This is a genomic window from Clostridium sp. TW13 (assembly GCF_024345225.1).
GTDB lineage: Bacteria > Bacillota > Clostridia > Clostridiales > Clostridiaceae > Inconstantimicrobium > Inconstantimicrobium mannanitabidum.
Map to the genome: position 1 here is coordinate 1942706 of NZ_BROD01000001.1, position 14769 is coordinate 1957474.

At 28.8% G+C, this 14769-nt stretch carries 13 protein-coding genes; all 13 read right to left on the minus strand.

The features are described 5' to 3' along the window. Window positions 1-7: 7 nt before the first annotated feature. The 13 genes from OCU47_RS09600 to OCU47_RS09660 all read right to left on the minus strand — a co-directional run bounded on the left by OCU47_RS09600 (window position 8) and on the right by OCU47_RS09660 (window position 14685). The gene (locus OCU47_RS09600) at window positions 8-1060 is read right to left on the minus strand and encodes a galactose ABC transporter substrate-binding protein (RefSeq protein ID WP_261828379.1); all 1053 of its coding nucleotides are present in this window, start codon (window positions 1058-1060) and stop codon (window positions 8-10) included. A gap of 162 nt (window positions 1061-1222) precedes the next feature. Beyond that, window positions 1223-1750, minus strand: a complete 528-nt coding sequence (locus OCU47_RS09605) for a DUF5662 family protein (RefSeq protein WP_261828380.1) — start codon at window positions 1748-1750, stop codon at window positions 1223-1225. A 121-nt stretch (window positions 1751-1871) separates the two neighbouring features. Then, complete coding sequence (locus OCU47_RS09610; RefSeq protein WP_261828381.1) at window positions 1872-2216, minus strand: phenylpyruvate tautomerase MIF-related protein; 345 nt, start codon at window positions 2214-2216, stop codon at window positions 1872-1874. A gap of 37 nt (window positions 2217-2253) precedes the next feature. Beyond that, window positions 2254-3099 (minus strand): flagellin N-terminal helical domain-containing protein, encoded by an 846-nt coding sequence (locus OCU47_RS09615; RefSeq protein WP_261828382.1) that lies wholly within the window; start codon window positions 3097-3099, stop codon window positions 2254-2256. 152 nt (window positions 3100-3251) lie between these two features. Beyond that, window positions 3252-6116, minus strand: coding sequence for a DEAD/DEAH box helicase (locus OCU47_RS09620; RefSeq protein WP_261828383.1), 2865 nt, complete (start codon window positions 6114-6116; stop codon window positions 3252-3254). Between the two features lie 181 nt (window positions 6117-6297). Then, the gene (locus tag OCU47_RS09625; RefSeq protein ID WP_261828384.1) at window positions 6298-7230 is read right to left on the minus strand and encodes a phosphotransferase family protein; all 933 of its coding nucleotides are present in this window, start codon (window positions 7228-7230) and stop codon (window positions 6298-6300) included. Window positions 7231-7417: 187 nt separating this feature from the next. After that, on the minus strand, window positions 7418-8815 hold the full coding sequence (locus OCU47_RS09630) for an amino acid permease (protein WP_261828385.1): 1398 nt from the start codon (window positions 8813-8815) through the stop codon (window positions 7418-7420). Window positions 8816-9024: 209 nt separating this feature from the next. After that, window positions 9025-9474, minus strand: a complete 450-nt coding sequence (locus tag OCU47_RS09635) for a PIN domain-containing protein (RefSeq protein WP_261828386.1) — start codon at window positions 9472-9474, stop codon at window positions 9025-9027. Window positions 9475-9643: 169 nt separating this feature from the next. Further along, window positions 9644-10123, minus strand: a complete 480-nt coding sequence (locus OCU47_RS09640; RefSeq protein WP_261828387.1) for a flavodoxin family protein — start codon at window positions 10121-10123, stop codon at window positions 9644-9646. 174 nt (window positions 10124-10297) lie between these two features. Next, window positions 10298-10927: a L,D-transpeptidase family protein gene (locus OCU47_RS09645; RefSeq protein WP_376778057.1), complete on the minus strand. Its 630-nt coding sequence runs from the start codon at window positions 10925-10927 to the stop codon at window positions 10298-10300. 217 nt (window positions 10928-11144) lie between these two features. Next, complete coding sequence (locus OCU47_RS09650; protein WP_261828389.1) at window positions 11145-12008, minus strand: AraC family transcriptional regulator; 864 nt, start codon at window positions 12006-12008, stop codon at window positions 11145-11147. Window positions 12009-12114: 106 nt separating this feature from the next. Next, complete coding sequence (locus OCU47_RS09655) at window positions 12115-13227, minus strand: C45 family autoproteolytic acyltransferase/hydrolase (protein WP_261828390.1); 1113 nt, start codon at window positions 13225-13227, stop codon at window positions 12115-12117. Between the two features lie 279 nt (window positions 13228-13506). Next, the gene (locus OCU47_RS09660) at window positions 13507-14685 is read right to left on the minus strand and encodes a nuclear transport factor 2 family protein (protein WP_261828391.1); all 1179 of its coding nucleotides are present in this window, start codon (window positions 14683-14685) and stop codon (window positions 13507-13509) included. Window positions 14686-14769: the final 84 nt, after the last annotated feature.

Below are 14769 nucleotides of genomic sequence, written 5' to 3' on the forward strand. Positions count from 1 at the left end.
TCAGATATTATAAATACATATTCTTGTAATAATAATCTGTAAGTGCAATTCGAATAGAAACCTTTGTATCATCAAGTTCATATTTGGTACCATAAGTAGGAATTCTTCTCTCAATCAAATTCATTCCACAAACATACAAAGCATCTGCATATTCTCTAGGCTTTTGATATACAGAACCTAACATATACCCTTTATTAATTAATTCTTTAGCTTGGATAGTTACATCTACTCCAACAACTGGAACTGTTTTAAATTTATCGCCTTCATTGTATCCATAGTCTTGTAAAGCTTTAATAGCACCAATAGCCATTGTGTCATCGTTAGATATTATAACTTCAATTTGGTTGCCATATTTACTAAGTAGCGCTTTAACAGCCTCATAAGCTGGTTCTTCAAGCCAATTGCAAATTTTTAAAGCAATTTGTTGAGTCTTAATGTCAGAACCTTCAATTGAAGAAACAGAATACCTTGTTCTATCAATCGCTTCTGTATTATTATTTTCTCCTTGTAACATAACATATTGCATTACATTGTCATTATTTTTATCAATATACTTTTTACTGCTGTTCCATACATCAGTTAACATTTTTCCTTGCAGAATACCAGCTCCTTTTTGATCTGTCCCTATGTATAATGCTCTGCTATACGATTGAATAGGCAAAGGTGTAAGTGGTTCTCTATTAAACAAGATCACTGGTATATTTACTTCTTTTATTTCATTTATAACTGATTGAGCATGTTCTCTGTTAACAATATTCAACAATATTAGATCTGTTCCTTCCTTAAGAACTTTATCAATACTTGCATCTTGTACAGCTTGATTTGATTTACCATCATAAAAAGTATATTCAATCTTGCCAGGATTTTGTTTTTGTATATCTTCTAAACTTGCACGTATTTCTGAAATAAAGTCGTCAGTAAAATCCAACAGAAACACAGCTACCTTTATAGGTCCTCTACGAAATGATGCAACACTTATAACATTGTTGTATTTTATTTTCATGTTACTAACCATGAATATCACTATGCTAAATGCCAAAAACCTTTTTACTCTTCTCATTTACTCCTCCATAACTACTAGTTAATATATTTTAAATTCTATCAAAATCAATTCCTTTACTTGAATACTAATTATATTATCTATTATCTTTTTAATAAATAATATTATGCAAAAAATCAGCTGTTATCAAAGCCTTTATACTTTAACAACAACTGATTTTATTTATTTTAAAAGTTCATTTTTAATATATTTTAATGTAACTTTCTCGCCATCATTGGCTAATCTATTTAATAACATTTCTAAGGTTTTCCTAGTTTCTTTATGTAAAACATAATAATCTTTTCTAGCTTCATAATATTCAAGTGGACTCTTGTCTGTATATTTTTCCTTCAAATAATTTTTTGAGGCTGACATTCTATCTATAAACATCTCTACAACATACTTAGTAGGCATGTTCATTCCCATTAAGCCATCAGCTTCACTAATGCCATAATCAATCCAATATTCGAAATGATGTTTATTCCTTCCTTTATGATGAAGCCATGCTTTTGAATATCCTTCTTTAATCTTTTGTACACCATTTGGGCTAACATATCCCTTATAATATTTTATCCCTGCTGAAAACTCAACCCATGTATACTTTGATAAGTCATGAAGTAAGCCTTGCTTATATAAACCCACCTTAAAGCAACCTATCATTACTAATATTTTATGGTTTGTTATAGTCTTAAAATGTCTTATTGCATTCATTGATGTATATATCCCCCAAAGTATTTAATCTATTTAACATTATAGCATGTTTCAGTTAAAAATAAAAAACCACTCAATTGAGCAGTCTTTTAACATATATAGTTTGATAATAAATCTTTATTTAAAAATTGAAGCCATCATAGCCCCAGTTCTCAATCTCTTGATAAGTAATGTAAATACAATCTTGTGGGATATTAAGTTCTTCTTCATAAAGGCTACATATTTCCTTTGTAACTTTTTCTAAAGAGTCCTTAGGTGCTTTACCAAAAATCTTTACTTCAACAAATGCACCATATTCTAGTTCTTTTCCTTTGAAATATAAAGAATATTGATCTTGAAATCCAACCATAAGATATTCTTCACTTTTCCCTGGTATGTTTGTTATTATCTCTCCAAGTTTTTTCTTAATAAAATCCTTTTTTTCCTTAGATAACTTTCCAGTAATTTTTGAATTAATAAATGGCATAATCATTCCTCCAATTCAAATTCTAATTAAATGCATTCTACATCATAGATTTTATTAAGTCAATTATACTTTCTTGCTGTTTTCTAACTTGCACAAAAAGACTTTGAGTTGCTTGCATTAAAATCTTATTCTTAGCAAACTCCATAGATTCCTTAGCCATATCAGCATCTCTAATTCTTGATTCAGCATCTGTCAAGTTTTCTGCATAATTATCTGTATAATCAATTATATGTTCTAGCCTATTTTGAGCTGCTCCATAATCTGCCCTTTGAAGAGACACATGATTTATAGCGTCCTTAACTTTTGTAAGAACTTTTTGAGCATCTTCTTGTGTTGAAATATTAGTATTCTTTAGTCCTAAAACCGCAGAATTCATAGGTTCCATATTTATATCAATAGTTTGACCTTCATTGGCTCCAACTTGAATCTGAACTTTATGTGAAGAATTGTTATTCCCACCATTAGAATCATCTTTAAATACGTGCTTATCATTAAACTCTGTTTGATCACCTGTGGTATCAATTTGATCTAAAAGCTGTTTATACTCTTTATTTAAAGCTTCTCTATCCTTATCTGTCATGGTACCATTTGCACTTTCTGTTGCCAATTCATTCATTCTTTGTAACATAGAATGAACCTCACTTAATGCTCCATCAGCTGTTTGAACCATAGATACAGCATCCTGTGCATTCCTTGAAGCCATGTTTAATCCTCTTATCTGGGCTCTCATTCTTTCTGATATGGCTAAACCAGCTGGATCATCAGCTGCACTATTTATTCTAAGTCCTGTTGAAAGTCTTAATATATTTCTATTTTGGTTAAATTCATGAATCCCCATCTGACGACATAAACCTATACCAACAACCTGCCAATTTACTTGCATAGATTGTCCCCCCTTAATTGCAAATACATCCATTGCAAATACATCTCTAGAAAATATTGTAGATATAAATTATTATATCATAATTTTCCATGTCATACCACATCAATTTATTTTTTACCTTTTTAATCTCTATTTAATATAGATAAACTCCCCTACATTATTAACCGTAATACGTCTTCTTGGGATAATTTATTAATTAAATTAGTTTCCTTTAATTGGCCTGTAATTATATTATCAATTAATTCTTTTTTATCTTCTTGTAATAATACAATTTTTTCTTCTATAGTACCTTTTGCTATAAGCTTTATTACTTCCACTACATGTTTTTGTCCAATTCTATGTGCTCTATCTGTCGCTTGATCTTCTACCGCAGGATTCCACCATGGATCAAAATGAATAACAGTGGTTGCTGATGTAAGGTTTAATCCTGTACCACCTGCCTTTAAAGAGATTAAAAACACATTTTTTCCTGTACTATTGTTAAAATCATGAACCCTATCAATTCTAGTTTTTGACGGAGTTTTACCATCTATATGAAAATAGTTAATATTTTTTTCTTCTAACATTTTTGCTAATTTATCTAATACAGAAGTGAATTGTGAGAAAAGCAGCACCTTGCCTTCAGCATCCTCTATTAACTTTAATGCGACTTTAACTTTACCACTCTCACCAACATAATCCTCAACAATAAGGCTAGGATCCAAACAAATTTGTCTCAACTTTGTTAAATACGAAAAGACTTCTATTTTATTTTTTTCTTTTATAATAAGCTTCTCTTTAATAGATTTTGTATATGCCTTGTAGATATCACTTTGTTCCCTTGTCATTTCAACGAGAATTTGCTTTTCAATCTTATCTGGTAAATCCTTTGCAACTTCTATTTTGGTTCGCCTCAATATGAAAGGATTTATAAGAGACTTAAGAGTATCCAAGTTTGTATCTTCTATGACGAATTTTCTTTTAAATTCCTCATTAGTATATAAATATCCTGGATTTACAAAATCAAAAATACTCCAAAGCTCCATCAAGTTATTTTCTATAGGAGTTCCTGTCAACGCAAAATTAACTTTGCTATTAATTCTTTTTACTGTTCTTGAATTCTCTGCTTCATAATTTTTAATGTTCTGAGCTTCATCTATAAAACAATAATCAAAACTAATGCTTTGATAACAATCACTATCACTTTTAAGAGTGCCATAAGTGGTCAATATTACATCATAATCCTGTATATTTTTCAATACCTTGTCTCTGCCGCTACCATGAACAACTCCTATTTTTAATGAATTAGCAAATTTCATAAATTCAGCTTCCCAATTATAAATTAAAGAAGTTGGAGCAACAATAATAAACCTCTTCCCTACTTCAGATAAAACAAAGGCAATAGTTTGAATTGTTTTTCCTAGCCCCATTTCATCTGCTAAAATACCACCTAACCCTAATTTACTTAAATGCTTCAACCATTTATAACCTTCTATCTGATAACTTCTAAGAGTCCCTTTAAAATTTTTAGGAATGTTTACTTCTTCCCTTAAAACCTCTTCTATATCTTCTAAGTTTTCAATACCTGATAACCTAGGAAGAGTTTTGGCTAATTCTCTTAAATACATTCCTTTGTTTTTATCAATAGTAATAACTTCATTTTCTATACTTTCTTTAAAGTTAATCCCATCTACTAAATTAAAAAGATTTCTTACTCCATCATCTTCCAAGTCTAAAAAACCATGTTTGCTTTTATAAAAACTTTTTTTAGATTTAAAAGCCTCATAGGCGCTATTCAATTCTTTATATTGAAAATTTTCAATATGATAGGCTATTTTATAAAATCCATCTTCTTCATATAAATTAGTTGAAATAGAATTATGATTATATATTAACTTATTTGCACTTTCTTTAAGAACTAGATTTCCTAATGAACTCAACTCTTCATTTTTATTTTTTAATATATTAAATAAATCCTCATCATCACCTATAAACTCTAATTTGCCTTCTCGTCTTACAAATTTATGAGTACATATTTTAATTAGAAGCAATTCTTCTCTTTTCCTATATCTTATAGCCAGCTCTCTACTATCTTCTAATATATCAACTTTCTTATTGCCGTAAATCACATATACCTTACAATAAACTTTATCTAACTCTTTGTATAAGACAAAATCAACTTTATTATATTGTGCTGCAAAATTCTTTAATTCTTCTCTAATATCAATATTACAAGAAATTGAATTTAATTGTGAAATCACTTTGTTGTAGTATTCTATATTCAATGGATATACTAATTCATTGCTATTTTTAAGTTTATTATATATTGGTAAATACTTATCTATCTGCTCTCTAGAAGGTAGATACAATTCATTTTCAAAAAAATACACATCATTATTAGCTGTTAGTGGTATTGGTAATTTCTTATGACTAGTTATCACTATTTGTCCATTTCTTTCTTTTACAGTAAATTTTAATGGGAGATTCTTATTTATTATTATTGAGGTTATTTCTAAATGCTCGTAGGTAAACTTAATTTTTTGGTTGGTCATTTTATTTAAAACTTCTCTTAATTTTTCTGGTTGAACTATAGTTTTATCACTTCCTAGATTTGCACGCAACTCATAATGAATAGAATTACTTAAATTTTTTCTGATCAATTTAATATTAGACGCAGATTTCTTTTCTGCACTTGCATCTAGTTTGGTATTTTTCTTTACTTCCTTTAAGAATTTATAAACTGTTGCTGTTAAATGACTACATAAAAAGTTTTTCTTATTGGCAGACAAACCTTTAAATGTACTACAATCACATTGAGTTTTTTCAATACATTTTTTATTCAAATCTATTTTTATATAAGTATTAAAAACTGCCTTAGGCAGCTCATTTTCAACCTCACCATAAAGAGAATAGAACTCTTCAAACTTCTTTCCTCTAACCTTTTTAACTAGCCCGTTTTCATAATGCTTTCTACCTTCTTTGATCATAAAATCATAGGCTTCCTTTAGTATTATGTTTTCAAACTCATCTATTTTCACTTAACATTCACCTCATTTCACTAAGACATCTGGAAGTACATAGTTTATATGCTATTCACTTTCAGATGCTTAATCGAAAAAAGCATCTTATAATAAAGATGCTCCCTATCAATACTTCCTATGTTTTTATTAACAATAGAACTATTTTAGTTCAACAAAAGCATAATTGCAAGATATACGGTCAAATTGTAATACTTATATGAGTACTATTTTCTATCAATTTTAAACCATTTTGTATAAGTGGCAAAATAAATGCCTTAAATTCTTCTTTTCTTGTTTCATTAAGATTTTCACCTGTGTGCAAAGAAATATTAACATTCACTAACCATCTTAATGTAGCTAATACTTTAAAATACTCAAAATCCTCAATACTCTTACCTTTTAATTCTTCATACTTTTTTAGTAATTTATCACTAAAATCGTTATATCCACTTCTCTCCATAAGTGTACATGTCCATGCTAAATCAAACCTATAATCTCCAATTCCCCAAAGTAAATCAATTACATAAACTTTCTCACTGCTATCCACAATTACATTCCATGGATGATAATCTCTATGAATTATAGATAATGTATTTTTATTAATAATTTTCATATTGTTATTCAACCAACTAATTACTTCTAGAAAACTATAGAAATTATTTTTTTCTATCAATTCTCCTATATCATTAATTTCTTTTTTTATAAAACTATCTGTTAAATCTTCAAGATATTTTTTTTCTACTATAGATACATCTAATTGATGTAGTTTATAAAATGTTTCTACAAATTTATCAATTAATATTCCTTTATCTTCATTAGATGATTTAGTATAGCATGTCCACAAATTATCTCCATCTATTTCTTCCATAACTAAATAAGGTTCACTATTATTTTCATAACTATTTAATATGGGCCTAGGAACAGGATAATTTGCATTGTATAAAAGATTTAATCCCATCCACTCTCTTTTTATATTTTCAAGGCCCTCTGTACTACTTTTATAGGTTTTAATTATATATTTATTTGTGCAATTAGATACATTTATAGAGATTATTTCTCCTGACCATCCTGATTTTAGCACTTTAACCCCTTGTATTTTTCCACCTAACTTTTTCTCAATTTCCTCATACATATCTCACCACTACCTTTATTAATTATTTTTTTCTAACATTATTTTTTATCCATATATTCTATATTGTAACATCAAATTATACTACAGCATACATTTTCAAAATAAATTTAAAAGAGTGTAATAAATCACTTATATAAGAATTTATTACACTCTTTGATTGAATCCTATTTTAAAATTTTGATAAAACTTACTCTAACTCTTCAGCTTCTTCATCTCTTTGAAGTAGGCTATGCTTTCTACCATAAACAAAATAAACAACTATTCCTATAGCAAGCCAAACTAAGAAACCTAACCAAGTTATTATGTGTAATCTGCTTAATAAAACTACACAACATACTATAGCTATTGCTGGAGTAAACGGTACTCCTGGAGTTGTAAATATTCTTTTATAATTTGGCATAGTTCTTCTAAGTACTATAATTGCTAAGCATACAACTATAAATCCTAATAGTGTTCCTATACTTAAGAATTGTACTATAAGATCTAATGGTAAAAATCCAGCTATTACAGCTGCTATGCTTCCAGTTACTATTGTTGAAACATATGGTGTTTTATGTGTTGGATGTACCTTTGAAAATACTTTTGGTAAAAGTCCATCCCTTGACATAACCATAAACACTCTAACTTGACCATAAAGAACTACCATTATTGTAGAAATCATTCCAAGTATAGCTCCTGTTCCTACCAATGCTGCTCCCCATTTAATACCAACCCTAGCCAAAGCTCCTGGTACAGCATTTTCTGAAACAATTTCCTTAAAAGGAACCATTCCTGTAAGCACAACTGCAACAGAAACATAAAGCAATGTAACTACCACTAAGCAAGATATAAGGCCCACTGGAATATCCCTTTTAGGATTTTCAGCCTCCTCTGCTGCCGTTGATATAGCATCAAACCCTATAAATGAGAAAAATATTGTAGCTGTAGCTGCAAATATTCCCTTAAATCCATATGGAGCAAAAGGTTGATAATTAGCTGGATCAATATGAGTTACTCCTAATATTATAAATACAAGAATTATAGCTATTTTTACACCAACTATAATATTATTAATCTTAGCACTTTCTTTCATACCATAAGATAATAGTATTGTTATTAAAGCTATGACTAATATAGCTGGTAAGTCTACTATTCCACCATTGCTTGGCGAAGCAATAAATGCTTTAGGTAGTTCTATTCCTAACGACTTTAATATACCAACAAAAGTTCCTGACCATCCTGATGCAACTGCACTGCAAGCAACTAAATATTCTGCAGTTAAGCACCAACCAATTATCATAGCAACTATTTCACCAAATACTATATAAGAATATGAATATGTACTTCCCGCTACAGGAAACATGGTTGACAACTCGCAATAACATAGACCGCAAAGACAAGCTATTATCCCCGCAATTATAAATGAAACAATTACTGCTGGACCAGCTAAATGTGCTCCTGTTCCTGTGGCAACAAATATACCAACTCCTACTACTGCACCAATACCAAAGGCAGCAATGTCTTTTGCTTTAAGATTCTTCTTTAAATCCGTCTTTTGTGCACTCTCCAGTATCTTTTCAACTGATTTTTTCTTAAATAAGTTCATAAATGTCCTCCTATTTAGTTATATATTCCCCAATAAGCTTGTAAAACATTTTTGTTTAAATATATTTTTCCTATGAAATTATAAAAATATAACAAACCAAGTGATATTTTATCATATTTCTATAATAAAAGGCAAGTTGTTGATATATTAATAACATATATAATTTGATTTTTTATTTATAGCAATTCAATATGAAGTTATACCCTTATTTACAACTTAATTGAATCAACTAACATAATTAAACTTAAAACTTTATCTTCTCCCAATACAACTTTAGCTGCATTTAATAAGTATTTATCTTCAGTTACTAGTATTAAATCATCATCAAAGTAGCAGGAATACAGAAGCAATAAATCATTCTCTGATAATTTATTTTTATCAAAGTAAGTATTCCCTCTTTTAGAATATTTAATATCTAATAAAGAATAAAATTCCGAAATATTTTTTCTATCAACCTCCATATCAAATAGTAGCAACTTACAAAATCTTTCTGATAAAACCTGTTGTCCTCTAAATTGCCTTCTCTCTTTTACCACAAGTTCTTCACATACTTCTTTTAATATTTTTATTTTTTTATCCTGAATAAGCTTATCCATAACATATTGATATTTTCTCCACAGACCAATTACAATATTAGTATCTAACAAATACTTTTTCATAATTTATTCTCCAATAAGTCGAGTTATTTACTCCCTATCCTTTTATATTAACAACTAATAGTTTATGGCGTTTGCTTAAATTTATTCTTTTGTATTATACAATGTTATCTTTCAAGTATTTAACTAAAAAATTAAACCATAAATTTAATTATGGTTTAAAAATAAATATCTATTTTATTATAAAATTTGATATCCAATTGTTAACTTTCTTTATTTTTTCTTCATCTTCTTCTGCATCTGCAAAATCAATTGTCCCCAGTATTGTATTTTCGCTTAATATACCTCTTAACTTCTCAAAACATTTTTTTGCACCGCCTCCACCATGGCAGGCAAAAAATCCAAGCTTCTTCCCTTTTATTTTATTATCACTAATAAAAGTATTTATGGCAGGTGTATATGTTCCTGCCCAAATTGGAGTTCCTATAATAATAGTATCATAGCTATCCAAATCAGGAATTTCATTTTGTAATTTAGGTCTATCTTTGAAAACAGCGCTTTTTCCTCCCCAAAGAAACTTTTTGAATCCATTCTTAGGAATTTCTTTTTCAGGTTTTAATTCTAGTAAATCACCATTTAATTCTTTAGCAACAATATTAGCAATTGACTTTGTATGCTCTTCCAACGAATAAAAAACTACTAAACTCTTCACATTATCACTCCATATTATAAACTATGCTTAAAATGCTTTTCTCTTATAATTTAACACTCCAAATTTTAGCACATGTATTTTACATATATATTATCATTTTAAAACAACTTCAGCAAGAATGATAACTTATAATTTATAGAAATAGTACACATTAATTTGATATTTACTATTTTCTCAATCCATCAGTATTATCCCTAATTTTTTATAAAATCTATAATCTATATCATGTGTCATCTCAAGCTTATTGTCTTTCCTAAACTTTAATACAAATTCCTTCATTCCATCTCCATATATTCCATCTAAATTTCCAGGATAGTAACCCTTATCTTTCATTTTTCTTTGCACTTCTAAAACATCTGAACCTCTATCACCTGGTTGCAATCTTCTAAATCCCCATTCAAAAGCCCCATATGGTCCTCCATAAATGCTTACTATCATGCCATGTCTAACATACCGATATAATTCCTCAACATCATTATTCAACATTCTAATACAACCGTGTGATGCTTCTGACCCTATTGATCCTGGTTTATTAGTGCCATGAATCCCAAACTTTCCCCAAGGTACATTTAATCCAATCCATCTTGTACCAAATCCACCGCTCCATTGATCCTTGCCAATAACTTTCCATGTACCTATAGGAGAAGGAGTTTCAGGTTTTCCACTAGCTATACTATATTTTTTTATAATTAAATTTTTCTTTGTATCTATTAAATACAATCTTTCTTCTGTAAGATCTACTAATATAGCAAGATTTTTATTTTTCTGTGGTTTTGAAGCTGCAAATACAGCCTGAGTACTCATATTAAAAATTAAAATAATAGCAATTACTAAAATAGCCCATATTGAATACCTTCTTTTCTTCACCCATTGCACCTCACTTCATATGATGTATTTAAAAGTAGTATACTTACTTATTTTTATTTTAATTTATTTTTTTTATACACCTTATTCTACATATATTTCATGAGTCAATATACATATTCATTAGTTAATTCAATAATTTTTTTAGATTGTATTATCATTCAATTGGTATATAAAAATACAAAAAAGACTCGTTGCTATTGGGGATAAAATTATCATCATAATATTCAAAATCATAATTACATTTGATTTTCAAACCTGTTTGAGGAAGAAATACAGAATATATTTTTGATATAGTCTTAGGAATATTATCTATTATTGCTTTTATAGGAAACACTGCATACTTAGATTTTTCTATTTTTACAATTTTCTTATCTGCTTTTATATCAGCGCTATATGAATTAATCTCAAATCCAGCTATATATTTAAAACATCCATTTTCTTCTGATATTTCATCATAGAGTTCTAAACCATAGCATGCTTGATTGCTAACATTTCTCTCTATATCACCCATATTTTCATACAACTGATTCCATAACTTAGGCACTTCATGCTTGCTATTTTTACCTTCATATTCTAAACCTACTAATGTAAAACTATCTTTTTCTACAATTATTGGTTCTATAAATTCATTGTCCCCCTTAGACTTTAATATTTCTTCTGACAATGTTAATTGATTAAGATTGCAATAGGAAATTTTATTAGTTCTATAATAATTAGGAGTAACGTTATATACATCTTTGAATGCTCTTGTAAATGCTTCTTGAGAAGAATACACATATAATATAGCTATATCAATAATTCTCATATTTGTACTAATTAGAAGTTTTGCTGCTTCAGTCATCCTTCTTCTTTTTATGTAATCATTTATTGTATACCCAGATATAGCTCTAAAAATTCTTAAGAAATGAAATTTAGAGAATCCTGCACGCTCAACTATGTCTGATATATTTATATCATTGGTGAGATTCTCCTCTATGTAATTAGCAGAATTTAATATATTATCATAATAATAGTTCACAATTATCACATCCATTTATAAATTTTAGAAGCACAACAAAATTATAGCACTTCTAAAATTTATATTAAAATCAATTATACTTTTAAATTGTAAATAAGAATTCTATTTATATTTTTTCCCACATAGTTTCCTCTGCCTTTTCTAAAGGTAAAATAACATTATATTCCGTCATCCCATCACTTGAATTCAAATCAAGAGTATACCATTTATTCACTACTGGAGAACCAAAGCACATTTCAACTTTATTCATTGTAACATCATATATCATAGACCAAAGTGTCCCTAACCCATAATCATAATAATGACATGCTACTCCTTCAGGCATATGTTTTGAAAGTATTCCTTTTATTTCTTCTTTACTAATATTGTTTTTGATATCTAAATTTCTTACTATCGTGTTATACCTATCCACAGATTGTCTCATTCTGTTTTTAATACAACTTTCCATTCCATCCAAAGTATAATGATTTGTTGAACAAACATAGGCATCTTCTGTATTCTCATCAATATTCTTAAAAACCTTTGTTGAATTACAAATTTCAGCAAGTACTACTTTATTACTCTTATCACTTATTATTAAATTGCAGTACGATGATATTGGAAGTTCTATTATAAGTGCTATTGCTTCTTCAACAGTTTTACATTTATCCAAAAGAATACGAATTACCATCCAAAATCTTAATCCTTCTTCCTCTGATTGCTCACAGGGTATTGCATTTGACATAGTTACACAAAGACCATGTTCATTTATACCATCTAACCTTCCTAAAAGAAGAAGCGAAAAACCAATATGTGCATTAAGTCCATCTCCTCTTGTTGTCATAAGTCTCAGTTCATCATCTGTACTCCACTCATAACTTCTCCCAACATACAGATGTTCGTCCAAAGTCTTACTTGGAAGAACTGCAAAATGACTGCAATTACCTTTACTCACATAAGAAAAAGCATAATGTATTATACTTTCAGCAGTAACTCCTAAACTTTCAGCTAACCCTGCTATCTCTTCATTTATATATGGACAGTATTTATTAAAAGCCTCCATAGCTTTGTTTACTTTTACTTTAGAAACAGGTTTAGCCCAATCATTTCCACTCACAAACATATTAATCTGCTCTTGATGATACTTCTTTAAAAATTCCCCCTCCATTTTTCCTATTTCGTAAGAGGTACCGCTAACCACCAAATGCTTGTACACTACTTCCTTTACATTATCTTTCATATCAACTAATCCTCCTAAAATCATAATTTATCTAAGATTATGTTTAGATTATAAGTTTATATTAATTATAACTTTTGATTCAGATTGCTAAATTTTATATTTAAGTAAAATTAAAGGAGTACCAATTTCTGATACCCCTCTAGTTCTGTTACAATTTTTCTTCTTCCTATTTTATGTTTATTTCAATATATTTCTAATTCGCTTATACCTTTTCCATAACAATTTTTAACTGCTTTTAACATGCTTAAATAAAATACCTTGGCAGAATATTGTCTTTCTTTAGCTTTCTATCCTAACTTCTGGCATTGACTCTGCATAATCTGAGTATTGTACATGTTGAATAAGCCATCTTCTAGCATTTTTTACTAGAACTCCAGAGAATCTCATTGGCGTAATAAAAATCTCTCCTCTCTCACTTTCATAAAGGAAATCTATAGTATCAAAAAGAACTTCCATTAGCTTCTGTTTTGATGCTACTTGAGATTCAAATGTATATTTAGCTTGGTTGCTAATCCATTTAAGAATTGTTTCATTGGATATACTTCTGCTTAAAATTGCTTTTGTAGTAAAATAAGCAACATCTCCATTAACACTTATTATTGCTTCCTCCACGTTGAATTTAAAATCCCCCCAATATTCCCAATCTGATTTAATTATTCCTCTAGTAGCATCAATTCCTAAGCAAAGTTCCTCAGCATCTGTTCCTATTACTACTAAATCCTCATCATCTAGAAAAACTTCCTTCATATATTCATCAACATAATTTAAATCTCTTTTTGTATATCCATCTTGGAATACTTGAAGTACTTTTCTAATTTCTTTGATTTCTTCACTTGAATTACCTTTAGGTATTTCAAATATACTCCTATCATAATTTTTATCAGTAAGTCTGTATCTCCATGATTCAGAATCAAAAGAAAACTGCATTTGATGAAATTTCCAAGTATCATTCTCCTTTATAAGCACACAAGTAAATCTAAAAGGCCATACATAATTTTCACCCTTGTCTATTTCTCTTAACGTTCTAGCAATCTTTCTTGTTGCATCCAAGGCATTTTCTTTTGACTTATTTTCTTTCATTAAAATATCTTTTACTCTACTAATGGTACTTTCTATTTGTGACTCTTCAAATAAAGTATTTCTAATATTTCCGATAGACACAACCCAAGCTACATCTTCATTTGCAAAAATCTTAGCTTTTTCAAATTTAAAATCTATTTCTCTCCAGTAATTGTCTTTCGGATCAAAATGAGATTTAATAAGCTCTTTTATATCATCAACATTAAAACACCACTGATTCATCCCACTTCCAAGTACAGTAAGTCCATCATTCAATGAAAATGTATCATTTACAAATCCTTCAATCTGACTTATATCCTTATGTGTATACAATTCTTGAAAATTATGAAGAACTTCCTTTACTTCATTAATTGAATTTATATTTTTATATGCTTCCATAATTATTTCCTCCATCTCATTATAATTATATATGGTAGTCAATCCCATATATAATTATAATGTTTCAGATAATAGAACTAGAAG